Below are 23,984 nucleotides of genomic sequence, written 5' to 3'. Positions count from 1 at the left end.
TTCTTGATGAACAAGATGAATGTTTAGTCTTTACGACTTAGGTACATCCTTATCTTTGTCTCCGGTTCCCGGAGATGCTTTGCTGGCAGAGGAACTTCCACCGGAAGCGGTTGCGCCGGGTTTAGCTGTACTTGTCCCGGTTGCTCCTCCTGTATGTGCAGAAGTTGCATTGGCAGGACGGGGAGCATTAACGCTGCTTGCACTAACGTTTGCGGTGGCAGGTTGAGCCTGAACTTCCCAATGGAACGGTTCGAAATTGGAATTCGGGTCTACCCAAGACGGTTTCTTGGAAGCGTAGATGATGAACGGAGCAATAACGACGATAATTGCACCGATAATCAGTACGGAGAACCAAACGGTGTTGCTACCGGTAGAGATTTGGCTGGGCGGGATGAAGCTAAGGATGAAAGCAAGCAATGATCCGCAGAAACCAAGACCGCCAACAAACCACATCAGACCGTTGCCGGACTTACCGATACGGAACGGACGGTTAAGTTTCTTCATCTTATAACGCAATGCGATAGCTCCGGAGAACATCAACAAATACATAATCAGATAAAGAATAACTGTCAACTGTGACAGAATCTGATAGAAACTCTGTACGGAAGGCATAACGACAAACAACAAACTTAAGATGGTTACAGCGATACCCTGCACGAGTAAGATGTTTTTCTGTACACCCAGTTTGTTTGTTTTCTGAAAGAACGGAGGCATATAACCAGCTTTACCTACGGCAAATATACCTTTTGACGGACCGGCAACCCATGTCAATACGCCAGCCAATACACCGAAAGCAAGGGCAACGGCAATGATTGGTGACAACCAGGAAGCATGAATATATTTGAAATAATTGTCGAAACCGACGAGCAGGCTTTGAGTCAGGTTGATATCTTTAGCAGGGATAATCACACCTAATGCAAAAGTACCTAGAACGAAGATCAGCACTGTGATCAGCGCACCGATGAATACGGCTTTCGGATAGTTTTTAGAAGGGTTCTCTACGTCTTTTACGTGGATACCGCCCATTTCCATACCAGCATAAAACAAGAAGATACTGGCAGCAAGAACGACATTATCAAAGTTGGTAAAGTCGGGGATGAAGCTACTGTGGAAATCCATATTGGATTGTCCGCCGGTTGCCAGGTAAATGATTCCTAAGATAATCAACAGACCAGCCGGAATAATGGTACCAACCATACCACCGACTTTGGCTACTTTACCTACCCAGCTCATACCTTTCAGAGAAATGAAAGTGGCCAGCCAGTAGATGATCAGTACTACAATAAGCGTATAATACTTATTGTTTGCCAGTGACATGTCATGTACGTCGTTCATTCCGATAAAAGCGATAGATACGGCACCAAACGTTAATACTGTCGGATACCAGATCGTACTTTCAATCCATTGCACCCAGATGGCGAGGAATCCCAGTTTCTTGCCGTAGGCCTCGCCTACCCACCGGAACACACCACCCTGCTTATCCTGAAACATCGCCGCCAGCTCGGCTGCAACGAGCGATGTAGGGATTAGAAAGACAATAGCCGCAAAAAGATAATAGAAGGCCGAGCTCATTCCATATACGGCCTCGGCTGGTAGTCCACGCAAGGATACTACTGCCGTAACATTCATGATAGCAAGGGTAAACACACCCAGCTTCACTGCATTTTTAATATTTGCCATAAGTTAAGGTTTTAAGTGAAAAATATTTTAAAGTCAGTGTTATAACAACATTTTGCGTGAGATGTTTCCGCAATCTCTTTCAAAGTTCGTTAATTAACATCGCCGGAACGGGATATTGTAACCTTGGATTTACCTGTTTTGAAACAATTACTTTTCTCGATTGTTTCTAAACAATCTAAATTATATATGAACCATTTTATTATAAACTAAGTAGTTATGAAATCAGCACTTTCAGATTTTATTTTCGGAAAAAAGGGGATCTACGGTATTCTTCACATTATTATATTAGTGATGTCCCTGTTTCTGGTCATCAGTATCTCGGTGGATACTTTTAAGGGAATTCCTTTCTATACACAGTCTTCTTACATGAAGGTACAGCTATGTATCTGTCTTTGGTTTCTTTTCGATTTTGTGTTGGAGTTCTTCTTGGCAAAACATAAAGGACGCTATTTGCGGACACATTTTATCTTTTTATTGGTGGCCATTCCTTATCAGAATATTATCGCATATTATGGATGGACGTTTTCGGATGAGATCACCTATATGCTTCGTTTCATTCCTTTATTAAGAGGCGGTTATGCGCTTGCTATTGTGGTCGGCTGGCTGACTTACAATCGGGCTTCGAGTTTGTTCGTCTCTTATCTGACGATGCTGCTGGCAACAGTTTATTTCTCCAGTCTGGCATTTTTTGTGCTCGAACATCGGGTGAATCCATTGGTGAATGATTATGGAGATGCCTTGTGGTGGGCTTTTATGGATGTCACTACCGTAGGGTCGAATATCGTAGCGCAGACTGTGACCGGGCGCGTGCTTTCCGTTTTGCTGGCTGCCTTGGGTATGATGATGTTCCCTATCTTTACAGTTTATATTACAAATTTGATTCAGCAATCCAACAAGCGTAGAAAACAATATTATGAAGAAGAGGAACAACAGAAAAAGGCTTCCGCTCAAAAGGAATCGGCAGAAAAAGCTGCCGTACAGAAAGCAAATACATAATATGCTTGTGTGGGGATAAAGACTGATGGAGCGACGTCGGGCGTAAAATGTTGAAAACCAATAGGAGATTACTTTTCTTAAAGAAAAAGGTTACTATCGGGAGATAGTAACCTTTACCTACTTATAAAAGAGATCGAGAGAGAGTTTTAGTCAACAACGGTGATATGGTTGTTGCTAAACACATTTAATTCCAGCTTGTTCATGATGTATTGAATAGCTAACTGCGCTTTCACGGAGTTGCCCGATCCATCCAAAGGAGGAGCAAATGCAGCAATACCGAACTGTCCGGGCAGTACACCCATCACACCACCGCCCACACCTGTTTTGGCAGGGATGCCGGAAGTGTACATCCAGTCGCCGGTATGTTCGTAGAAACCTACTGCGGCAATCATGGCAGTGATTTTAGGAGCCAGCGTGGCATCAAAAACTTCTTTCTTGGTCACCGGATTTACGCCACCGTTGGCGATTGTGCCGGCTGCAATGGAAAGCTGCAATGCAGTCACTCCCAATGAGCACTGACGGGTGTAGAGGTCTAATGACATATCCGGATCATCATAAATCCGATTATAATTTTTCAGCAACCATGCGATAGAACGGTTGTTGAAGTTGGTATCCGATTCGGACTTGTACAATTCATCAATCAACTGTGGGGCGCTGCCGCATAAATCGGTCACGTTTCCTACGATGGCATCCCATTTCTTGGCAGAGTCGCCAATGGGCTGCACCATGCTGCAGGCAGAGATAGCTCCGGCGTTTACCAACGGAGTAGACGGATGGTCGTTCTCCAGCAAGATGGCGATAATTGAATTGAAAGGCAAGCCTGTTGCGTCGGCTCCAATCTTGTCCAGGATTTCTTTGGCACCATATTGGCGCAGTGCCAGAATAGCCGTATGTACTTTGGATACGGATTCTATACCGAAGCGGTAGTCAGTATCTCCCACATGGATGGTCTTCCCGTTGAGCAGGCAGACACTGATTCCAAAGAGATCTTTGTTGACATTTGCCAGGTAGGGGATATAGTCGGCGTTCTTGCCGCCGGTATTGGTCTTTACCTGATCGTATGCCTCCTGTACCACTTCTTTCAATTGAGCGAGTGTTACTTTTTTATCCATAGATTCTTTTTATTTTTTCACGGTTTTACGATGACCGCCGTGGTTGAACATCTTAGCTTCTACCGGAAGATTCTTTTCTTGAGCCATACGGGTAGGAGTAGGATATTCCAGTTTTTCGAGTTCGGCGATAGCGTTGTTGATGTCGCCCAGTAGCATATCTGCCATATCACGGCTGAATCCCTGACGGACAACGACACGCATCACTACATAATCTTCCAGTTTGGAAGGCAATGTGTAAGCAGGAACCATCCAACCATGTTGAGACAGTTTGTCTTGCAAATCGTACAAAGTCCATTTAGCCTTCTTTGCATATTCCGGTTTCAGATACCAGATGAATAATGGGTTCACAACATCTTCAGAGTAGTTGACAAACGGAACCATCTTGGCTATTTCGCTGTGGATATATTTAGCAATTTGCAGGGAGTTGTACTGTACTTCTTTGTAACCCTGGAATCCTAAACGGATGAATTGATAATATTGTCCCAGGATTTGTGCGGCCGGACGAGAGAAGTTCAAACCTACCTGTGTAATGTTGGCACCCAGGTAATTTACGCTGAATGACATTTCTTCGGGCAGATATTCTTTGCCTTTCCAGCAGACCCATCCGAGTCCCGGATATACCAAGCCAAACTTATGACCGGATACGCTGATAGAAAGTACCCATTTCAAACGGAAGTCCCATTTCTTTTCCGGATACAGGAACGGAAGGATGAAACCACCACTGGCGGCATCTACGTGGATAGGAATGTCATAACCGGTCTTGGCATTGTAGGCATCCAGTGCTTTGTCCAATGCTTCGACGTCATCATTCAGTCCAGTCCATGTAACGCCTTGAATCGGTACGATACAGATGGTGTTTTCATCACACATTTTTAAAGCTTCTTCGGGGTCAAGAGTGGTTTTTTCGAGTGTCAAAGGCACTTCACGCATTTCAATCTGCCACAACTGTGCAAACTTTTCCCAAACAACCTGGAAACCTGTAGAAATAACAAAGTTTGGTTTATCAAACGGTTTGCCCTGTGCTTGTCTTTTCTTGCGCCAACGCAGCCAAGCAGCTACACCACCCAGCATACATGCTTCTGAAGAACCGATAGCCAACGCACCTGTTTTCCAAGTGTCTTTTTCGGGGGAGTTCCACAAGTTGGCAACGATGTTGATACATTTACCGTTCATCACTGCGATACGCGGATATTCTGTTTCATCAATGTAGTTGATGTTAATGGCCTCATTCATCAGCTTAGTGGCGTATTCATCCATATAAGTGGTAACGAAAGTAGCCAGATTCAGACGTGGTTGGGTTTGAGCAAATGTTTCATCTTTCACCATTTGATAGGCGACTTCAGGAGTAGTAGGTCCATCAGGTATTTTCTCCACCGGAGAGGGTTGTAACATTCTGTCTGAACCAAATACATCGGTTTTTGCATCACCTTTTCTGAAATTTAAATCTTCCATACTAATTTGTTTTTTTAAAGGTTTAGGGCGATGGGGATTTTCCCCGTCGAATTTCCCACAACAACAGCAGATAGTTTTGAAAGTTTCCGGGTTTTACATTATTTGGCGTTTATTAAGGAGGGGAGTCTTCTTGTTTGGAAGAACTTATGAGGAGTATCTTTTCCCTTTCGAGAAGAGAATATTCTCATCGTAATGAGAAAAAATACTCAATACTATGAGAAAATTTTCTCACTGCGATGAGAATTTTTTCTCATAACAGTGAGAATAGTTTGAGAATATAACCTTCTTCGTAGTATCTTGTAGCGGGTAAACTCCCTGATTAAGGTTGACTACTTTTTATCTTATCACTGAATTGACTTGATAAGAATAGTCCCGATATCTCTAAATGAAGTATGTTTATTGCCTATTTGAACTTTATAAAGCGACTATTGTTTTCTTCAAACCTAAACTTTTAACGAATAAGCATTATGAAGATACAGACGGGACGAGGAACAATTCCTCTTATCACTTTAATTGCCATCTGGTCTATTTCGGCATTGACTTCATTGCCGGGACTAGCTGTTTCACCTATATTGGGTGACCTTACGAAGATATTTCCGAAAGCTACGGATCTGGACATACAGATGTTGACCTCACTGCCATCATTGCTCATCATTCCTTTTATATTGCTGGGGGGTAAGCTGACAGAGAAAGTCGATTATGTCCGTGTATTGAAAGTTGGACTCTGGCTTTTTGCCGCAAGCGGCATTCTGTATCTGATTTCCAATCGAATGTGGCAGTTGATTGTGGTAAGTGCCTTGCTTGGTATCGGCTCCGGACTTATTATCCCTTTATCTACCGGCTTGGTTTCCAAATATTTTGTAGGGACTTATCGGGTGAAACAGTTCGGATTGAGTTCGGCCATTACTAATTTCACGTTAGTGATAGCAACTGCCGTGACGGGCTATCTGGCAGAAGTCAGTTGGCACCTGCCTTTCCTTGTCTATCTCCTCCCGTTGGTTTCCATCCTGCTGGTAGGACATTTGAAAGAAGACCGCTCTGGAGAAGTCGCTTTTACAGCATCTTCTTCGTCTGCAGCAGCTACTACGGCGACGGAGACGAGTCCGACAGAAGACAGCAAAGCTGCCCGGCAGTCTGCCATAGACATAGGAGGCAGCAAATATGGTATTCACATCAAACATCTGATAGAACTGATGCTTTTCTATGGAGTGATTACATATATTGTGGTAGTAGTGATCTTCAATCTGCCTTTCTTAATGGAAAAGCATCACTTCTCCAGTGGTAATTCCGGACTGATGATTTCGCTTTTCTTCCTGGCCATCACCGCTCCGGGCTTCTGCCTGGATAAGATTGTAGGCTTGTTTAAAGAACGTACGAAGACATATAGCCTGTTGTCGATAGCATTAGGCCTATTGTTAATTTGGATAGCTCCGATTGAATGGTTGATTATTCCCGGATGTATTCTGGTCGGTTTAGGGTATGGCATTATCCAGCCCATGCTCTATGATAAGACCACACAGACCGCATTGCCGCAAAAGACCACGTTAGCTTTGGCATTTGTGATGATGATGAACTACCTGGCTATTTTGCTCTATCCCTTTATCGTCGATTTTTTCCAATGGGTATTTCATACCCAATCACAAGAGTTTCCGTTTATTCTTAATCTGCTGATTACCATTGTGACTCTTTTCTGGGCATACCGGCGCCGTCATACCTTTTTGTTTAACGACCAATTGAAATAAAAAATGAAGAATAAGAAACTGGAAGCCAATCTTAGTATGGCCGTCTCGAAAGTTTTTAGCGGTTTAAATATGAATGCCCTGAAGTATCTTCTGCCTTTGTGGATGAGTCCGCTGACAGGGGCAACCCTTCGCTGCACATTTGCGGCAGCAGCCTTTTGGGTAATCGGGTGGTTTATGCCTCCGGAGAAATCATCTGCCAAAGACAAATGGCTCCTCTTCCTGTTGGGAGCCTTGGGGCTTTACGGCTTTATGTTTCTCTACCTGGCCGGATTGAGTAAAACAACCCCTGTTTCCAGTTCCATTTTTACCAGCCTCCAGCCTATCTGGGTTTTTCTTATGATGATATTCTTTTATAAAGAGAAGGCGACCACTAAAAAAATCATAGGAATTTCTATCGGTCTGATAGGAGCATTGGTTTGTATCTTAACCCAGCAAAGTGATGATTTGGCGTCCGATGCTTTCACGGGAAATATGCTTTGTCTTCTTAGTTCTGTGGTATATGCTGTCTATCTGATTCTTAGTCAGCGTATTCTGACTGCCATCGGAGCAGTAACAATGTTGCGATATACTTTTTCCGGTGCTGCCGTATCCGCCATGATCGTAACGTTTATTACAGGAATCGATGCTCCGGTATTCTCCATGCCATTCCATTGGACACCTTTCCTTATCTTGATGTTCGTATTGATTTTTCCGACCACCATCAGTTATATGTTACTGCCTGTCGGTCTGAAATATCTGAAAACAACGGTGGTTGCCATTTATGGTTATCTGATTCTGATTGTAGCAACTATTGCTTCCCTTGCTTTGGGGCAAGACCGTTTTAGCTGGACGCAAACGTTTGCCATTATTTTTATCTGTATCGGAGTTTACCTGGTTGAAGTAGCCGAGAGTAAAGAGAAATAAAAGAAAAAGGCATTCTGTCACAGAATGCCTTTTATTATTTCATCATCATGTTTTATAGAGAGGAGTTGATCGCTTGTGCTATGGATTTGAATTCTTCATCTGACAATTTCAGTTTAGGATTCGAAAACAACATATCCGATTCCTTTTGAATAGGAATTAAATGAATATGTGCATGAGGAACTTCCAGTCCGATAACCGCTTCGCCCACCTTTTTGCAGGGGAAAGCTTTTTCAATGGCACGGGCCACTTTCTTTGCAAATACATGCATAGCAGCCAGGTCCTCATCGCTCAAATCGAAAATATAGTCTACTTCCTGTTTGGGCACCACCAATGTGTGTCCCTTTACCAACGGATTGATATCGAGAAACGCAAAAAACTTTTCGTTTTCCGCCACCTTGTAGCAGGGGATTTCGCCTGCGATGATTCTACTGAATATTGTTGCCATAACTTTTATTGATAAATTAAGGCAAGCCCCATAAGGAGACCTGCCTTTACGTTAAATTGATATGTTTACTACTTCCAATGCAATTTTACCTTGTGGAACAGTGATTTCGGCTACATCACCCACCTTCTTGCCAAGCAGACCTTGTGCAATTGGGGTGTTAACGGAAATCTTTCCTTCCTTCAGGTTAGCTTCACTTTCGGAAACGATGGTATAAGTCATCTTCATACCGTTCTTTACATTCTTCAGTTCCACTTTATTTAAAATCTGTACAGAATCTGTTTTCAGTTTAGATTCATCAATGATTTTTGCGTCTGCAATGGTAGCTTTCAATTTGTTGATGCGCATTTCAAGCATACCCTGCGCCTCTTTGGCAGCATCGTATTCTGCATTTTCAGACAAGTCTCCTTTATCTCTGGCTTCGGCTATTGCCGCAGAGATCTTCGGGCGTTCCACTGTTTCCAGTTCCTTCAGTTCCGCCATCAGTTTCTTGTAACCTTCTTCTGACATATAAGCCATGATGTTTTCCTCCTTTAATTGTTTTAAATGGTCATATAAACAAAAAAGAATTCCAACATGAGCCATGTTGGAACCCTCTTATCATTATTTCTTTGCAAAGATAGACTTTTAAGTGATACGTGTCAAGCGAAAAAGGATGCTATGTAACATATTTAAATGAAATATGCTAAATTATAACAACTTAGAGCAATGACTTGACAGCTGCTTCCAAATCCTTGATATCTTCGCCACGAAGCTTCAATTCGTTGTTACGATTAATCAAAAAGATAGATGGAACCTGACGAACATTATATACAGCTACGTTTGTAGAATATACTCCGTTTCCATCGCGTACACAAACCCAGGGAAGATTGTCTGCCGCAGTTTTCCAGTAGTGTTCGTCCGCATCGAGAGATACCTGGTATATTTCCAATCCTTGTTTTGCGTATTCATTATATAGTTCGCGAAGCATCAGGTTATGAGGAGATCCGGCAGGCGACTGGAATACAGAGAAATCGAGCAATACGACTTTTCCTTTCAGGTCGGTCAGCTTGCGCACATTTCCTTTCACGTCACGCAGGGCGATGTCGATAATTCCGGTTTCCACTATTTTCTCTTGGGGAATCTCCAATGCTTTTGCCTGTGGCTGGCGTGTGTTCTTCATCCCTTTGATTACAATATTATAAAGGTTTTTAGAACGTACAGCGTTAGGGAACGCATTGTTGAGGCTCGTAGCAACAGCAGCGAAACATTTCACATCGTCTTTATTGTTCAACGGATCGAATATCAGATAATTATTGAGTTTCTGGAACAGGGCAAAGTAAGCGGCTGCCGTGTTGGGAGCAGCGAAAATATAGTTCACTTTGACATCTTCCTTATAATTGTTGAGCAATGTTGCCAGACTGTCTTCGAACACATCATGTCCCATTCTGTTACTGCGTAAAGCTACCAGCAAGTCGTCCACCTCTTTTTGAAGGCGGATCTGCTTCAACGTCAGCTCTTTTATCTTGTTGCTGTTTTCCGAACCTTCCACCGTGTAAGTCGTGGAGAAATCCACATACGGAGCTTTGATCTGAATCGTTTCGATAGAATCTACAGAAAAGTTGATGATTTTGTCGTCAATCCGCAAGCGATAAAATTCGGGTGATTCGGGACGAGGCTGCTTGAAACTGAATGTGCCTTCCCCCTTCAGCTTCACTGAATCGAGCGGAACAATACCTTCCAGACCGGAAGCTTCGAGATAAAGCATTTTACCGTCGGCTCCTGATACATCCCCGTTCACCTGGAATTTAGGACCGGAACTACAAGCTGTAATAGTAAGTGCGGCGAGCGCTGCAAAAGTAACCTTTTTCATATAGTGTGTGTTATTAACGAGATGCAAATATACTTCTTTTCGAGATTAGTCAAAGCATTTTGCCGTGTTCTTCATCCTAATTTTGAAAAAAAATCAGTTCACTACTAACTTTTTACCTCATTTCCACCTGATTACCACGATAAATGTATATCTTTGCAGGAATTTTGAAAGAAAAAGTATAGATAAAACAATTTTTATGATTAACCCAATTGTTAAGACAATCGAGTTACCTGATGGAAGAACCATCACACTCGAGACGGGAAAGTTGGCAAAACAGGCAGACGGTTCTGTAATGCTCCGCATGGGCAACACCATGTTGTTAGCTACTGTTTGTGCCGCTAAAGATGCAGTTCCCGGAACAGATTTTATGCCTTTACAGGTAGAGTACAAAGAAAAATTTGCGGCATTCGGCCGTTTCCCTGGTGGTTTCACCAAGCGAGAAGGTAGAGCTTCTGATTATGAAATTCTGACTTGCCGTCTTGTCGACCGTGCTCTCCGTCCTTTATTCCCCGATAATTATCACGCAGAGGTATATGTGAACATCATCCTCTTTTCTGCTGATGGTGTGGACATGCCGGATGCATTGGCAGGACTTGCCGCTTCTGCAGCACTTGCCGTTTCAGATATTCCTTTCAACGGACCGATCTCTGAAGTACGTGTAGCGCGTATCGACGGACAGTTCGTTATCAATCCGACTTTTGAACAACTGGAAAAAGCTGACATGGACTTGATGGTAGCCGCTACTTATGAGAACATCATGATGGTAGAAGGTGAAATGCATGAAGTATCCGAAGCTGAATTGCTGGAAGCAATGAAAGTAGCTCACGAAGCTATCAAGATTCATTGCAAAGCGCAGATGGAGTTGACTGAAGAGGTTGGAAAAACTGTAAAACGCGAATACAACCACGAAGTAAATGACGAAGACTTGCGCAAGGCTGTTCGCGAAGCATGTTACGACAAGGCTTATGCAGTTGCCGCTTCAGGAAACAACAACAAACACGAACGTTTTGCTGCTTTCGAAGCGATCCGCGAAGAATTCAAAGCTCAATTCTCTGAAGAAGAGTTGGACGAAAAGGCTGCATTGATCGACCGTTACTACCACGATGTAGAAAAAGAAGCCATGCGCCGTTCTATTCTTGACGAAGGTAAGCGTTTGGATGGTCGTAAGACTACTGAAATCCGCCCGATCTGGTGTGAAGTAGGTCCTCTGCCTGGCCCTCACGGATCTGCTATCTTTACTCGTGGTGAAACACAGTCATTGACTTCTGTTACTCTGGGTACAAAACTGGATGAGAAGATTATCGATGATGTTTTGGAACACGGAAAAGAACGTTTCCTGTTACATTATAACTTCCCTCCTTTCTCTACAGGCGAAGCAAAAGCACAACGTGGTGTGGGCCGTCGTGAAATCGGTCACGGTCACTTGGCTTGGCGTGCTTTGAAGGGACAGATTCCTGCTGATTATCCGTATGTAGTACGTGTGGTTTCAGATATCCTCGAATCTAACGGTTCTTCTTCTATGGCTACCGTATGTGCCGGCACATTGGCATTGATGGATGCAGGTGTGAAGATCAAGAAACCGGTATCGGGTATCGCTATGGGACTGATTAAGAATCCGGGCGAAGAAAAATATGCTGTATTGTCTGATATTCTGGGTGACGAAGACCACTTGGGAGATATGGACTTCAAGGTGACCGGAACAAAAGATGGTATCACTGCTACACAGATGGATATCAAGGTAGACGGTCTGTCTTACGATATTCTGGAACGTGCTTTGAACCAGGCTAAAGAAGGACGTATGCATATCCTTAATAAGATAACTGAAACAATTGCCGAACCACGTGCCGACCTGAAAGAACATGCTCCACGTATCGAAACGATGACAATTCCTAAAGAATTTATCGGTGCTGTGATCGGCCCTGGTGGAAAGATCATCCAAGGTATGCAGGAAGAAACTGGTGCTGTGATTACTATCGAAGAAATTGATGGTATGGGACGCATCGAAGTTTCCGGAACAAACAAGAAATGTATTGATGATGCAATGCGCATGATTAAAGCAATCGTTGCTGTTCCTGAAGTAGGCGAAGTTTATAAAGGTAAAGTTCGTTCTATTATGCCTTATGGTGCATTCATCGAATTCTTGCCGGGCAAGGATGGTTTGCTGCACATCTCCGAGATTGACTGGAAACGTCTGGAAACAGTAGAAGAAGCCGGAATCAAAGAAGGTGATGAAATCGAGGTAAAACTGATTGATATCGATCCGAAAACTGGTAAATTCAAACTTTCTAGAAAGGTTTTGTTGCCAAGACCGGAAAAGAAGTAAGAAAACGTAGCTTCTATATATAATGAAGGCTGTTTCAAATTTAATTTTGAAACAGCCTTATTTTTTATTAGTATCATTCGGGGTTGAACTGTTTTATATATAGAGTTAGTATATCTTAGATTTATCCAGTTTATTAAAACCCTTAAAAAGATGAAAGACACCTTGTTATATCCTCCCCAAAAAAGAATCGGAAAGTACCCCCATACTTCCCGATTCGAAACAGTCAAAAATCGACCTTAATCAATTTATTAACTTAACACGTCGCAAAGATATGAGAAAAATTTCTTTGAAAGAGCTTTTTTGCTCAAAAAGTTTATGGTACAGGCAAATATACCAGTTAATAAGGTCGTTTTTCTTTCTTTAAAACCAAAGCTTCATTCCTTTAAAAGGAACGGCCCCTTCCTTTAAAAGGAAGAGGCCGTTGGTTTTAAAGAAACCGGTGGGGTGTTTATATAGAGATTAGGATTAATGATTTTTCAATTATATAAATCCGTTTACAAGTTTGTTTTATACTCCTCTTTTATTCGTTTTATGTGTGCGAAGTTCTTTTCCAGTAATTCATTTAACTCATAATCTGAAAAACAAGCTCCTAAATGGATCGTGCTTTCTGCTTCAAAATCAAATGATTCGTTGTCTTCATTCACCACAATTTCAATTTTCCCTTGTGTATCTGTAGAGATCACCGTATTGTATTTAGTCATCAATTCTTTGAGCTCTTTTATGAACCTGCATTCTTTGCTTGTCAATATTCTTTTCATGTTCGTAAGCTCTTTTGTTTTGTTGCCCTTTCGTGCGGTAAAGTTCGTGATAATTTAACACATTATGCGCTGTTTGAAGTATTCATTTTATTCTATTTGTCAGGTTGTAATATTCCTTTTATCCATATTATCACATCTATTCGTTTTTTTCGTATATTTGCTTCGAGCGAAACTTTTCATTTGTATATTTGTTGGATTTTAAAAAGAAAGAAAATAAAAATGGAAACAGAAGAATTGACAATTGGGAGAGTCCATCACGGACGCAATATACGTCGTACCCGTATTGAAAAGAATATGAACCAGGAGGGTTTGAGTGAATTAGTACATCTCTCACAACCTGCTGTTTCTAAATATGAGAAGATGAAAGTGATTGATGATGAGATGTTGCAACGCTTTGCACGTGCATTGAATGTCCCTTTCGATTATCTCAAGACTTTGGAGGAGGATGCACAGACGGTGGTGTTTGAAAATAATACGGTGAATAATTCAGAACAAAGTGCAGGTGGGGCAAACATCAGCATGGGTATAGTTAAGTCTGATACCGAAGATAGTATTAATGATAGTCGAGTTAACAATTTCAATCCTATCGACAAAATCACTGAACTCTACGAGCGTCTTTTAAAAGAAAAGGATGAAAAGTATGCAGCATTAGAACGCCGTTTGCAGAATATTGAAAAAAGTCTGCAGAAATAAGGGACAGATAAATTGAAAGGAATCGCAATATGATGAAACAAATACCTTACGGAATAACTGATTTTAGCCGAATTCAGAAAGAGAATTATTATTATGTAGATAAGACAATGTTCATTGAAAAAATAGAGATGCAACCGCCTTATCTGTTTCTGATACGTCCCCGTAGATTTGGGAAGAGTCTGACTTTGGCTATGTTAGAGGCCTATTATGACGTAAATCATGCTGAACTGTTTGACGAGTTGTTTGGTCAGCTATATATAGGTCAGCATCCGACGAAGCTCCACAATCAGTTTCTCATCATGCGATTTAATTTTTCGGAAGTGAGTTCCAATGTCAACGAAGTAGAGCTATCATTTAAGCTACATTGTTGTAGCAAACTTAAAGATTTTGTCTTTAAGTATGAAGATTTGTTAGGAAAAGAAATTTGGGATGTTCTTGATGAGAAAATACAAAAAGAACCCGGTGCTTTTCTGTCTGCGATTAATTCCTATGCTACCCGTAAGAAAAATATTCGTATTTATTTACTCATTGATGAATATGATAATTTCACCAATACCATTCTTTCGACTTACGGTACGGAATTTTACAGGAAAGCAACGCATGGCGAAGGTTTTATTCGTGGCTTCTTTAATGTGATAAAATCCGCTACTACCGGAACCGGAGCTGCTCTTGAACGGTTGTTTATTACCGGAGTGAGTCCGGTGACGATGGATGATGTGACTAGTGGCTTTAACATCGGAACCAATATCACAAATGATTCATGGTTTAATGATTTGGTTGGATTCAGTGAGAATGAGTTACGTGAGATGTTGAAATATTATAAAGGGCAGGGAGTGCTTCAAGAATCTATAGATGAAATAGTTGCCATGATGAAACCCAATTATGACAATTATTGCTTTAGTGAAGATACATTGGAACAGTGTATGTTTAATTCTGACATGGCACTTTATTTTCTGAAATCTTTTGTACTTCATCATAAAAAGCCTAAAGAAATTGTAGACCCTAACATTCGCACTGACTTTAACAAGTTGGCATATTTGATAAAATTAGATCACGGATTGGGAGAAAATTTTTCTGTTATAAAGGAAATAGCCGAGCAAGGAGAGATTGTTACTGACATTGTTACTCATTTTTCTGCATTGGAGATGACGGATCCCAGTAATTTCAAGTCTTTATTATTCTATTTCGGACTTCTTTCCATCAAAGGTGTGGACATGGTGGGAAGACCCATCCTGCATGTACCGAATTTAGTTGTAAGAGAACAGCTGTTTAATTTCTTGATACAAGGCTACATCAAACATGATATCTTTAAAATTGACATGAACAGGATGAGTGCTTTATTTGAGAATATGGCTTTCAGGGGAGACTGGAAACCTTTGTTCGATTTTATCGCCAATGCTGTTCGTGAGCAAAGCCGTATCCGTGAATATATTGAAGGTGAAGCGCACATTAAAGGCTTCTTGCTTGCCTATTTAGGGATGTATCGTTATTACCAGCTCTATCCGGAATACGAATTGAATAAGGGTTTTGCAGATTTCTTCTTCAAACCTAGTCCGTCGGTTCCCGTACTGCCTCCTTTCACCTATTTGCTTGAGGTGAAATATGCAAAAGCCGGTGCTTCGGAAAAAGAAATACGTGCCCTTGCTGATGAGGCACGCGAACAGTTACTTCGTTATAGTGAAGATGAGCTGGTGGCAGAAGCCAAGGCGAAAGGTGAGCTGAAGTTAATTACTATTGTTTGGCGTAGCTGGGAGCTTGCCTTATTGGAGGAAGTAATTTTTTCTTAAGAAATAAGTATCATAAATGTTACTGTAAAGTTTGTGGTTCATCCATTTCACCAGATTCTTGAAACGCTGATAAATAAGGAGATAGCAGGTAAAAGTATGGAGTAAAATAAGATGAAACCGATGGAACTGATGAATCAATAATTTGCATTACTTATAAACTTGTATGGGCAACTCTCCTTTCAAAGCTCCTATTGCATTAAAAGCTAATGACTCCATTTCATTCTCTCCCGGATAAACATAGATGGGAGCTAGGAAAGAGATTCTTTTTTTCAGCCTTGAAACCACATAGTCCGAATAAGCGATTCCTCCTGTCAGGAGGATAGCGTCTATTTTCCCGCAAAGTACAGTAGCACTGGCTCCTATCGCTTTTGCAACATTATAAATCATGGCGTCCAGTATTAATTCCGCCTTTTTATCTCCTTCTTCTATCGATTGGATGATGGCAGGCACATCGGTCGTACCTAAATGAGCAGTCAATCCGGCACGTCCGGAGATACGTTTCTTCAATTCGTCTTTGGTATGCTGACCGCTAAAGCAAAGGTCGATTAGTTGACCGGCAGGAAGTGTGCCGGCGCGTTCCGGTGAAAAAGGCCCTTCACCGTCCAATGCATTGTTGGCGTCGATGGCTCGTCCGTGATGATGGACTGCGACAGAAATGCCTCCTCCTAAATGGCAGATGATTAAATCCAACTCTTCGTATTGCGTCCCTTGCTCTTTGGCGAAACGCCGTGCGATTGCTTTTTGGTTCAAGGCGTGCCAAATGGTAATTTTCGGCATTAAAGGAGAACCTGTAATGCGAGCTATATCTTCCAGTTCATCCACCACTCCCGGATCAGCGATGAATGCCGGGCAGTTGGGCAGGGTGGCGGCCAGTTCGCTGGCAATCAGTCCTCCCAAGTTGCAAGCATGGGTGCGCATGGCATGTACTGTATCACGTTTCATAGCATCGTTCACCTCATACACTCCGCCCGGTATCGGTTTCACCAAACCTCCGCGTCCGATGATTGCGTCAAAAGAAAAAGGAATCTTGTTGTTCTCCAATTCTTGTAATACCAGATTTTTCCGAAATTCAAACTGATCTATTACCTCGGGAAAAGCGGACAGTTCTTCTACGGAATGTTTTATATTGCTAATAAACAGCGGAGTCTCGTTTTCGTAAACTGCTATCTTTGTAGAAGTAGAGCCGGGGTTGATAACCAGTATTTTCATGAATGGTGAGTTTTAAGTGATGAATTTAGAATGATGAGTTCGTGACCTGATTAGCCTGTTTTCTGCACTCGCAATCTCCTGATACTTGTAAGCACGCCATCGCAATGCTATAATATTTGGACAAGCCGGAATCACTGCGCGACGGAAGTACTACAGGACAAATAGGACCTTGCAGCAATCCTGCCATTTCTGCCTTTGCAAACAGGGAGACAGATTTGTAGAATGCGTTGCCCGATTCGATGTTCGGGAATATCAATACGTCTGCCTGTCCGTTGATAGGAGATACAATCCCTTTAATATCACCACTTGCCTGTTCGCACGCAGTACGTACGTCCAGCGGACCGTCAATAGTCACATTTCCGAATTCTCCCGCTTCGGCAAGCTCTACGATATTCACATAATCTAATGAATGAGGGAACTTGGCACTCACTTTTTCTGTACAATGAATCAATGCAACACGCGGCTGATCGATGCCAAAATGACGGCAGGTACAGATAGCATACCAAATCATCTCTATACGTTGTTGTAACGTAGGCCGCGGAATGACCGCGGCATCCGAGAAGAAAAGCAGTTTATGATAAGTAGGAATTTCCATCACTGCCAGATGCGTGAGGATTTTACCTTTTGGCAACAACCCTTTTTCCTTGTCGAGTATAGCATGTAATAAATTGTCTGTATTGATAATCCCTTTCATCAAAATATCGGCTCCCCCTTCGCGAACGATACGGACAGCCTCGCGTGCCGCTTCGTCCGAATTTTCTATATGGATGGTTTTTACATATTCAGGATATTGTTTGAGTGTGGGATACTTCTTCAGAATTGTAGAATCTCCAATCATTAGAAATTCTGCAATTCCCTCTTCCAGCGCACGAGAGATGGCATACTCTGTGTTAGGATCGTTGGCACAGACCACGGCAATTCGTTTTCTATGGTTTAGCTTTTTGAGATGGGCCGTTAGCTGGGCAAAATTTAGAATAGGTTCCATAACGTTAGATTTTTAGCAAATATCAGAAAAATGATTGAAAAAATAACGATTATAACCCGAAAAAATGCATCCATTATGTAACATTTTGCTATATTTCATTTGTTTTGGCTGTTGGATGTGCATGGAACCGTTTTTTCCTGTATTTTTGCAAATGAAAACAAATGTGTTCGGGCAGTCTGGTATTTTATCAATGAAAGTCAATTAAATAAGAATATATATGGATATTCAATTTCCTCCCTTTTTGCAGAAAGGTGATAAAGTGGTTATCGTATCACCTTCGAGTAAGATAGACCAACAATTCTTGAAAGGAGCCAAGAAACGGATTGAATCATGGGGCTTGAAAGTGGCTATGGGAAAATATGCCGGAAGTTCATCCGGGAGATATGCCGGAACAATCAGGCAACGGCTGAAAGATTTACAGGATGCGATGGACGACCCTGAGGTGAAAGCTATTCTTTGTAGTCGCGGAGGGTACGGGGCGGTACATTTGATCGATAAAATTGATTTTACGGCTTTTTATGAACATCCGAAATGGTTACTGGGTTTTAGCGATATAACAGCGTTGCACAATCTGTTTCAGAAAAATGGATATGCCTCCCTGCATTCGTTGATGGCTCGTCATCTTACGGTAGAACCGGAAGATGATCTTTGTACGAACTATCTGAAGGATATCTTATTTGGAAATATCCCTTCTTATACGTGCGAGAAGCACAAACTGAATAAGCAGGGAATTGCACAAGGCGTTTTGCATGGTGGCAATATGGCGGTAGCATACGGTTTGCGGGGAACTCCTTATGATATTCCGGCAGAAGGGACGATATTGTTTATTGAAGATGTCAGCGAACGTCCGCATGCCATCGAGCGTATGATGTATAATTTGAAATTGGGAGGCGTACTTGAGAAATTGTCCGGGCTGATTATCGGGCAATTTACAGAATATGAAGAAGACTGTTCGCTGGGTAAGGAATTGTATGCGGCTTTGGCGGATTTAGTAAAAGAGTATGATTATCCGGTCTGCTTTAATTTTCCGGTAGGACACGTGACTCATAATCTTCCGCTTATAAACGGCGCAAAAGTGGAACTTGTGGTCGGAAAGAAAAATGTGGAACTGAAGTTTATATGTTAATAAACCATTCCATCTGAACGATGCTGTGATGAAAATGACTAATTTTGAGACCCCTAATAGATGAAAAGACGATGAAAAAGAAAACTATGATAGTATTAATGAGTGCCTTTTTGTTATTATCAGCATTCTCTTGCGGAGGAGGTAATAAGGCAAATAGTACGAGTGAACAAAGCGAAGAGACAGCAGTGAATATACCTCAATTTGATGCGGATAGTGCTTATTTGTATGTAAAGAATCAGGTAGATTTCGGACCTCGTGTTCCTAATACAAAAGAACATGTTGCCTGTGGTAATTATCTTGCCGGTCAGTTGGAGGCTTTCGGTGCTCAAGTGACTAATCAATATGCAGATTTGATTGCTTATGACGGAACGTTGCTGAAAGCGAGAAACATTATCGGTTCTTATAAGCCGGAAAGCAAAAAACGAATTGCTCTGTTTGCGCACTGGGATACACGTCCATGGGCTGATAACGATCCTGACGAGAAGAATCATAAAACTCCGATTTTGGGTGCCAATGATGGTGCCAGTGGTGTAGGTGCCTTGTTAGAAATAGCTCGCCTGGTCAATCAGCAACAGCCGGAACTAGGAATCGATATTATTTTGCTGGATGCAGAGGATTATGGTGCACCGCAGTTTTATACGGGGCAGCATAAAGAAGAATTCTGGTGTCTCGGATCACAGTATTGGGCACGCAATCCTCATGTACAGGGATATAATGCACGTTTTGGCATCCTACTCGATATGGTAGGGGGTGAAGGCAGCGTGTTTATGAAAGAGGGATATTCTGAAGAGTTTGCTCCCGATATAAATAAGAAAGTCTGGAAAGCGGCGAAGAAGATTGGCAACGGAAAGACTTTCATGGATGGCAACGGAGGATTTGTAACAGACGATCATTTGTTCATTAATCGTCTGGCACGTATTAAAACCATCGATATTATTCCATATAATCAGGAGGGTGATTTTACTCCGACATGGCATACCGTCAATGACAATATGGAGCATATAGATAAGAATACGTTGAAAGCAGTGGGCCAGACGGTATTGGAAGTGATTTATAATGAGAAATAATAGCATTGAGAAATAATATAATTAAGGTGTCGATATATTGATATGCCGGTTTTAAATACGGCATCTGTTACTCGCACATTGGTATATTGTCTAATTAAATAATTACTATAATGTCAATTAATGAACTACAAGACGAAGTGATTGCAGAATTCAGTGACTTCGATGATTGGATGGACCGTTATCAACTACTTATTGACTTGGGAAATGAGCAGGAACCACTTGAAGAAAAATATAAGACGGAACAAAATCTGATTGAGGGCTGCCAGAGCAGGGTATGGCTTCAAGCGGATGATGTAGATGGTAAAATCGTTTTTAAAGCGGAAAGTGATGCATTGATAGTAAAAGGAATTATTGCCTTATTGATTAAAGTCCTTTCAGGACATACCCCTGATGAAATCTTGAATACAGATCTTTATTTTATAGACAAGATTGGGTTGAAAGAGCATCTGTCGCCAACGCGTAGCAATGGTTTGCTGTCGATGGTCAAACAAATACGAATGTATGCATTAGCATTTAAAGCAAAAGAGGGGAAGTGAAAAAACTTCCCTTTTTTTATGATAGATATGTTGTTTAGTCGTTTGTGAAAATTTTATAAATTTACATATTCCGTAGGGAATGATATTGGTAGGATAGTGGAAGCTTTTTCTTAATTTTATTATTATTTTTATTTGAAAAATGTGATAAATGTGTCCATTTGATAAAAGATTAAAAAAATATAATAAAATTAATTTCATTTGATATTTCTATATTTTATTCATTTTTTTGTAAAAAGACGAATAAAATGCGCACTTATGAAAAAAAATGTAAAAAGAGGGGCTTTGCTCTGGTTTTGTATGGCTTTCTATATGTTAGTGCAAGCACAAGTAAGGGAAAACCGAATAACCGGGCATGTATATGATTCTCAAAATCTGCCTTTGGCTGGTGCAAACATCAAAGTGAAAAACACTCCTTATGGAACAATCTCCAATGAAAAAGGAGAATTTGTATTAACAGGTAAATGGGAGCAAGGCGTATCAATTGAGTTCTCATTCATTGGCATGCGGCGCAAAAGTGTTACTTATAAAGGGCAGACTAAGCTGGAAGTAACTTTAGCGGACGATACTAACAATATGGATGAAGTGGTTGTGACTGCTAAAGCTAATATTAATGAGATAGATATTCGTGCTCGTTCCGGTGTAGTGCAGGAAGTCGATATGCGGCGTATTAATAGCAAGCCGATGATTGACATGGGATTGGCTTTGCAAGGATCTGTGCCGGGATTGATTGTAACGAATACAGGTGAATTAGGCTCTGCTCCGGAGATACGTATCAGAGGGAATTCCTCTTTACGAAGAGGAAATACAACCAACGAACCTCTTTATGTAATGGATGGTAAGGTCATAAGTTCGGAAACATTCTATAATTTGAACCCTCAAGATATTAAGGAAATCAAGGTGCTTAAAGATGCGGCTGCTTGTGCTTTATATGGCATTAAGGCTGCTAACGGTGTGCTGGAAATAACCTCCCAGCGCGGAATTAGTGGACAGACAATGGTCACTTATACATTGGACATGGGAGTCACTACTCGTGGACGCCGGGGAATTTCCATGATGAATTCTGCGGAAAAGTTGGAATTGGAACGTCGCTTGCAGAATCCGGAAACTCCTGGATATCGATATAGTGCAGATTATTATAATAAATATCACGCGGATGATCCGAATCTGCCGCAATTGATAGCGACCGGACAACAAAAATTGGATGAACTGAAAAATGTAAATACAGACTGGTTTCATGAACTTATTCGGAACAGCCTCTATCAAAAGCATAACGTTAGTATTCGTGGAGGAAGTGAACAGACGACTTATTATGTTTCTGCTAACTATACTAAACAGGGAGGACGTCTACCAGGTAACGATAAACAACGTATGAGCTTGCGTATGAACATGGATCAGAAGTTGGGACACATCGGTTATGCATTATTAAGTGTGAATGGCGGTTATGCTAAAACAAATACTCCGAATGGTACAACTTCAGATCCCACTCAACTGGTGTATGAATTGAATCCTTATGAAACAAAAAACAGTGGAGAATTGGTATCCTATCCAGGACGTACCTATAAAGATCTGATGAATCAGTACAGTCAGGAGGATGCAGCAAAAACAGCCGGGATTAGTGGCAGTTTAATTTTGAATCCATTACCCGGACTGGATGTTGCAGCAGTGGCCGGTCTGGACTTTTTGTTGGATGAGACAGAACAATTTACCCCTTCTACTGCTTATTCGGAAATGACAGAGGGGGTTCCGGAGATTAAACGGGGGATTTATTCAAAATCGAAGAATACCACAACTAATGTTTCTACCAATGTTCGTGTAACATATAATAATGTATACGCAGGGAAACATAATGTGACGTTAGGGGCTAATATGGATTATTATCTGACTCAATTGGATAATGTCTCTATTACCGGTTATGGAGTTGGAACTATAAAATCGGCAGCTGCTATCAATCAATCTATTCAAGGAATGCGCCAGCCTGAAGTGGGAGCGTTGAAAGATAAAAATGCGCAATTAGGATTTGGGGCTGTTGCCGGGTATACTTTTGATAATATTTATGACTTTTATGCTACTTATAAAACGGATGCCTCTTCTATTTTGCCTTCCGATAAACGTTGGAACAGTGCTTGGGCTGTGGGGATTGGTTGGACACCCAGTTATTATGAATTTTTGTCAGATAATCCTGTTCTGACTCGCCTGAATCTGAAAGCCTCCTATGGATATACTGCTAATCTGAATGGTGTTTCAGTTTCGTCTACGGTAGCTACTTTCGCTTATTCCACTAACCGCTACGAAGACCAGCGCCCGCTTGATTTAATGGGACTTTATAATAAAGATCTGAAACCGGAACAGACTAAATCCATTGATGCGGGGATCAGTATAGGTCTGTTTGACCGTATTACGTTGGAGGCAAGTTGGTACAACCGGCGTACAGAACAGGCGTTGCTGGATGTTCCGATTCCTTCTTCTACCGGATATACAACATTGAAACGTAATATAGGAATACTTGAGAATAAGGGTATTGAATTGGGGCTGAATGTAAAGGTGCTGGATACAAATGACTGGCTGCTTAGTTTGCGGGGGAATATGGCTTATAATCGTAACAAGGTTATTGATCTTTATTATGCTGATAGAATATATACTTCTGAAGAAGCATTGATTCCTGATTATGAAATAGGTAAATCGTATGATATGATTTATGGTCCTTCTTCTTTGGGTATCAATCCTTTGACAGGTTATCCTATATTTTTGGTAAAGGATAATCTGGAGAAGCCGGCAAGTGAAGCATTGACGGCGGATGACGTAGTGGCATTGGGGCATTCCACCCCTCCGTATAGCGGAAGTTTCGGGTTGTCTCTTTCTTATAAATCATTCGATTTGGATATGGATTTCTATTATGTACGTGGCGGTATTCATCAGTTCAACTATTCGTATGTGCGTGATAAAGATAACTCAAATAAAAATGCCGTTGCCGGACAGACTGATAAAATGTGGTTCAAACCGGGGGATGAGGGGAAAGTTTATCCGACTCCTTTTTACACGTCTTCTACTGCGGAGGAGAATTTGAGCCAATATCCGAACTCGTTGACAGTGGGTAAGAGTGATTATTTGAAGCTGTCCATGGTTTCTCTCCGGTATCGGGTGCCACCCCATTTCTTAAGAAAGACATTGCCGTTTGTGAAATATGCGACATTGGCTTTCCAAGGTTCCAATTTGTTTACGTGGACTTCATATAAGGAGTCGGACCCGGAAAGTGGCACTTTGGCGGGAAGTATGCAGCCTATTTATACATTTAATATGAGTCTGACTTTTTAACGATTAATG

19 protein-coding genes are annotated in these 23,984 nt (G+C 41.5%); 10 read left to right on the top strand and 9 right to left on the bottom strand.

The genetic code is table 11. The annotated features are described in order from the left end of the window. Nucleotides 1-30: 30 nt before the first annotated feature. Nucleotides 31-1,680 (bottom strand): putative glutamine/gamma-aminobutyrate antiporter GadC, encoded by a 1,650-nt coding sequence (gene gadC / locus I2I04_RS21040; protein WP_195470561.1) that lies wholly within the window; start codon nt 1,678-1,680, stop codon nt 31-33. Nucleotides 1,681-1,896: 216 nt separating this feature from the next. Here gadC and I2I04_RS21035 point away from each other — a divergent pair, with 216 nt between their 5' ends. Further along, the gene (locus tag I2I04_RS21035) at nt 1,897-2,676 is read left to right on the top strand and encodes a potassium channel family protein (protein ID WP_143260186.1); all 780 of its coding nucleotides are present in this window, start codon (nt 1,897-1,899) and stop codon (nt 2,674-2,676) included. Between the two features lie 146 nt (nt 2,677-2,822). Here I2I04_RS21035 and glsA read toward each other — a convergent pair whose 3' ends face one another. Together glsA and I2I04_RS21025 are read right to left on the bottom strand one after the other, a co-directional pair. After that, nucleotides 2,823-3,788 (bottom strand): glutaminase A, encoded by a 966-nt coding sequence (glsA, locus tag I2I04_RS21030; protein WP_195655816.1) that lies wholly within the window; start codon nt 3,786-3,788, stop codon nt 2,823-2,825. A gap of 9 nt (nt 3,789-3,797) precedes the next feature. Beyond that, entirely contained in the window at nt 3,798-5,240 is a 1,443-nt protein-coding gene (locus tag I2I04_RS21025) for a glutamate decarboxylase (protein ID WP_143260187.1), read from the bottom strand. A 467-nt stretch (nt 5,241-5,707) separates the two neighbouring features. Here I2I04_RS21025 and I2I04_RS21020 point away from each other — a divergent pair, with 467 nt between their 5' ends. Both I2I04_RS21020 and I2I04_RS21015 read left to right on the top strand, forming a co-directional pair. After that, nucleotides 5,708-6,982, top strand: a complete 1,275-nt coding sequence (locus I2I04_RS21020; RefSeq protein ID WP_143260188.1) for an MFS transporter — start codon at nt 5,708-5,710, stop codon at nt 6,980-6,982. Nucleotides 6,983-6,985: 3 nt separating this feature from the next. After that, the gene (locus I2I04_RS21015; RefSeq protein WP_195470563.1) at nt 6,986-7,885 is read left to right on the top strand and encodes a DMT family transporter; all 900 of its coding nucleotides are present in this window, start codon (nt 6,986-6,988) and stop codon (nt 7,883-7,885) included. A gap of 52 nt (nt 7,886-7,937) precedes the next feature. Here the strand turns inward: I2I04_RS21015 and I2I04_RS21010 are convergent, their stop codons facing one another. The 3 genes from I2I04_RS21010 to I2I04_RS21000 form a co-directional block, all read right to left on the bottom strand. Beyond that, nucleotides 7,938-8,330, bottom strand: coding sequence for an HIT family protein (locus I2I04_RS21010; RefSeq protein WP_008026146.1), 393 nt, complete (start codon nt 8,328-8,330; stop codon nt 7,938-7,940). Between the two features lie 51 nt (nt 8,331-8,381). Continuing rightward, a complete protein-coding gene (gene greA / locus I2I04_RS21005; protein ID WP_032811363.1) occupies nt 8,382-8,846 on the bottom strand; it encodes a transcription elongation factor GreA in 465 nt (154 codons plus the stop codon). A 181-nt stretch (nt 8,847-9,027) separates the two neighbouring features. After that, nucleotides 9,028-10,179: a TlpA disulfide reductase family protein gene (locus I2I04_RS21000; protein ID WP_195470564.1), complete on the bottom strand. Its 1,152-nt coding sequence runs from the start codon at nt 10,177-10,179 to the stop codon at nt 9,028-9,030. 196 nt (nt 10,180-10,375) lie between these two features. Here I2I04_RS21000 and pnp point away from each other — a divergent pair, with 196 nt between their 5' ends. Next, the gene (pnp, locus tag I2I04_RS20995) at nt 10,376-12,502 is read left to right on the top strand and encodes a polyribonucleotide nucleotidyltransferase (protein ID WP_004311937.1); all 2,127 of its coding nucleotides are present in this window, start codon (nt 10,376-10,378) and stop codon (nt 12,500-12,502) included. Between the two features lie 494 nt (nt 12,503-12,996). Here pnp and I2I04_RS20990 read toward each other — a convergent pair whose 3' ends face one another. Further along, nucleotides 12,997-13,260 (bottom strand): hypothetical protein, encoded by a 264-nt coding sequence (locus tag I2I04_RS20990; protein ID WP_195655815.1) that lies wholly within the window; start codon nt 13,258-13,260, stop codon nt 12,997-12,999. Nucleotides 13,261-13,479: 219 nt separating this feature from the next. Here I2I04_RS20990 and I2I04_RS20985 point away from each other — a divergent pair, with 219 nt between their 5' ends. Continuing rightward, a complete protein-coding gene (locus I2I04_RS20985) occupies nt 13,480-13,953 on the top strand; it encodes a helix-turn-helix domain-containing protein (protein WP_004316645.1) in 474 nt (157 codons plus the stop codon). A gap of 29 nt (nt 13,954-13,982) precedes the next feature. After that, the gene (locus I2I04_RS20980) at nt 13,983-15,740 is read left to right on the top strand and encodes an ATP-binding protein (RefSeq protein WP_195655814.1); all 1,758 of its coding nucleotides are present in this window, start codon (nt 13,983-13,985) and stop codon (nt 15,738-15,740) included. A gap of 147 nt (nt 15,741-15,887) precedes the next feature. On the opposite strand, the gene buk is transcribed toward I2I04_RS20980, so the two are convergent. Next, nucleotides 15,888-16,949, bottom strand: coding sequence for a butyrate kinase (buk, locus tag I2I04_RS20975; protein WP_143260193.1), 1,062 nt, complete (start codon nt 16,947-16,949; stop codon nt 15,888-15,890). Nucleotides 16,950-16,974: 25 nt separating this feature from the next. Continuing rightward, nucleotides 16,975-17,934, bottom strand: a complete 960-nt coding sequence (locus I2I04_RS20970; RefSeq protein ID WP_195655813.1) for a phosphate acyltransferase — start codon at nt 17,932-17,934, stop codon at nt 16,975-16,977. Nucleotides 17,935-18,151: 217 nt separating this feature from the next. On the opposite strand from I2I04_RS20970, the gene I2I04_RS20965 reads away from it, so the two are divergent. The 4 genes from I2I04_RS20965 to I2I04_RS20950 all read left to right on the top strand — a co-directional run bounded on the left by I2I04_RS20965 (nt 18,152) and on the right by I2I04_RS20950 (nt 23,975). Continuing rightward, nucleotides 18,152-19,060, top strand: coding sequence for an LD-carboxypeptidase (locus I2I04_RS20965; RefSeq protein WP_195470567.1), 909 nt, complete (start codon nt 18,152-18,154; stop codon nt 19,058-19,060). Between the two features lie 71 nt (nt 19,061-19,131). Then, entirely contained in the window at nt 19,132-20,127 is a 996-nt protein-coding gene (locus I2I04_RS20960) for a M20 family metallopeptidase (RefSeq protein WP_143260196.1), read from the top strand. Between the two features lie 110 nt (nt 20,128-20,237). After that, the gene (locus tag I2I04_RS20955) at nt 20,238-20,663 is read left to right on the top strand and encodes a SufE family protein (RefSeq protein ID WP_004316653.1); all 426 of its coding nucleotides are present in this window, start codon (nt 20,238-20,240) and stop codon (nt 20,661-20,663) included. A gap of 255 nt (nt 20,664-20,918) precedes the next feature. Next, the gene (locus I2I04_RS20950; protein WP_195655812.1) at nt 20,919-23,975 is read left to right on the top strand and encodes a SusC/RagA family TonB-linked outer membrane protein; all 3,057 of its coding nucleotides are present in this window, start codon (nt 20,919-20,921) and stop codon (nt 23,973-23,975) included. Nucleotides 23,976-23,984 lie beyond the last annotated feature (9 nt).

This window comes from Bacteroides sp. 1001136B_160425_E2 (assembly GCF_015559655.1).
Classification (GTDB): Bacteria; Bacteroidota; Bacteroidia; order Bacteroidales; family Bacteroidaceae; genus Bacteroides; species Bacteroides luhongzhouii.
This window is presented reverse-complemented; position numbering and strand designations above follow the sequence as displayed.

Bases quoted from the DNA above. Each gene is read 5' to 3' on its own strand.
- gadC (WP_195470561.1), bottom strand. From the start codon at position 1,680: ATGGCAAATATTAAAAATGCAGTGAAGCTGGGTGTGTTTACCCTTGCT.
- I2I04_RS21035 (WP_143260186.1), top strand. From the start codon at position 1,897: ATGAAATCAGCACTTTCAGATTTTATTTTCGGAAAAAAGGGGATCTAC.
- glsA (WP_195655816.1), bottom strand. From the start codon at position 3,788: ATGGATAAAAAAGTAACACTCGCTCAATTGAAAGAAGTGGTACAGGAG.
- I2I04_RS21025 (WP_143260187.1), bottom strand. From the start codon at position 5,240: ATGGAAGATTTAAATTTCAGAAAAGGTGATGCAAAAACCGATGTATTT.
- I2I04_RS21020 (WP_143260188.1), top strand. From the start codon at position 5,708: ATGAAGATACAGACGGGACGAGGAACAATTCCTCTTATCACTTTAATT.
- I2I04_RS21015 (WP_195470563.1), top strand. From the start codon at position 6,986: ATGAAGAATAAGAAACTGGAAGCCAATCTTAGTATGGCCGTCTCGAAA.
- I2I04_RS21010 (WP_008026146.1), bottom strand. From the start codon at position 8,330: ATGGCAACAATATTCAGTAGAATCATCGCAGGCGAAATCCCCTGCTAC.
- greA (WP_032811363.1), bottom strand. From the start codon at position 8,846: ATGGCTTATATGTCAGAAGAAGGTTACAAGAAACTGATGGCGGAACTG.
- I2I04_RS21000 (WP_195470564.1), bottom strand. From the start codon at position 10,179: ATGAAAAAGGTTACTTTTGCAGCGCTCGCCGCACTTACTATTACAGCT.
- pnp (WP_004311937.1), top strand. From the start codon at position 10,376: ATGATTAACCCAATTGTTAAGACAATCGAGTTACCTGATGGAAGAACC.
- I2I04_RS20990 (WP_195655815.1), bottom strand. From the start codon at position 13,260: ATGAAAAGAATATTGACAAGCAAAGAATGCAGGTTCATAAAAGAGCTC.
- I2I04_RS20985 (WP_004316645.1), top strand. From the start codon at position 13,480: ATGGAAACAGAAGAATTGACAATTGGGAGAGTCCATCACGGACGCAAT.
- I2I04_RS20980 (WP_195655814.1), top strand. From the start codon at position 13,983: ATGATGAAACAAATACCTTACGGAATAACTGATTTTAGCCGAATTCAG.
- buk (WP_143260193.1), bottom strand. From the start codon at position 16,949: ATGAAAATACTGGTTATCAACCCCGGCTCTACTTCTACAAAGATAGCA.
- I2I04_RS20970 (WP_195655813.1), bottom strand. From the start codon at position 17,934: ATGGAACCTATTCTAAATTTTGCCCAGCTAACGGCCCATCTCAAAAAG.
- I2I04_RS20965 (WP_195470567.1), top strand. From the start codon at position 18,152: ATGGATATTCAATTTCCTCCCTTTTTGCAGAAAGGTGATAAAGTGGTT.
- I2I04_RS20960 (WP_143260196.1), top strand. From the start codon at position 19,132: ATGAAAAAGAAAACTATGATAGTATTAATGAGTGCCTTTTTGTTATTA.
- I2I04_RS20955 (WP_004316653.1), top strand. From the start codon at position 20,238: ATGTCAATTAATGAACTACAAGACGAAGTGATTGCAGAATTCAGTGAC.
- I2I04_RS20950 (WP_195655812.1), top strand. From the start codon at position 20,919: ATGAAAAAAAATGTAAAAAGAGGGGCTTTGCTCTGGTTTTGTATGGCT.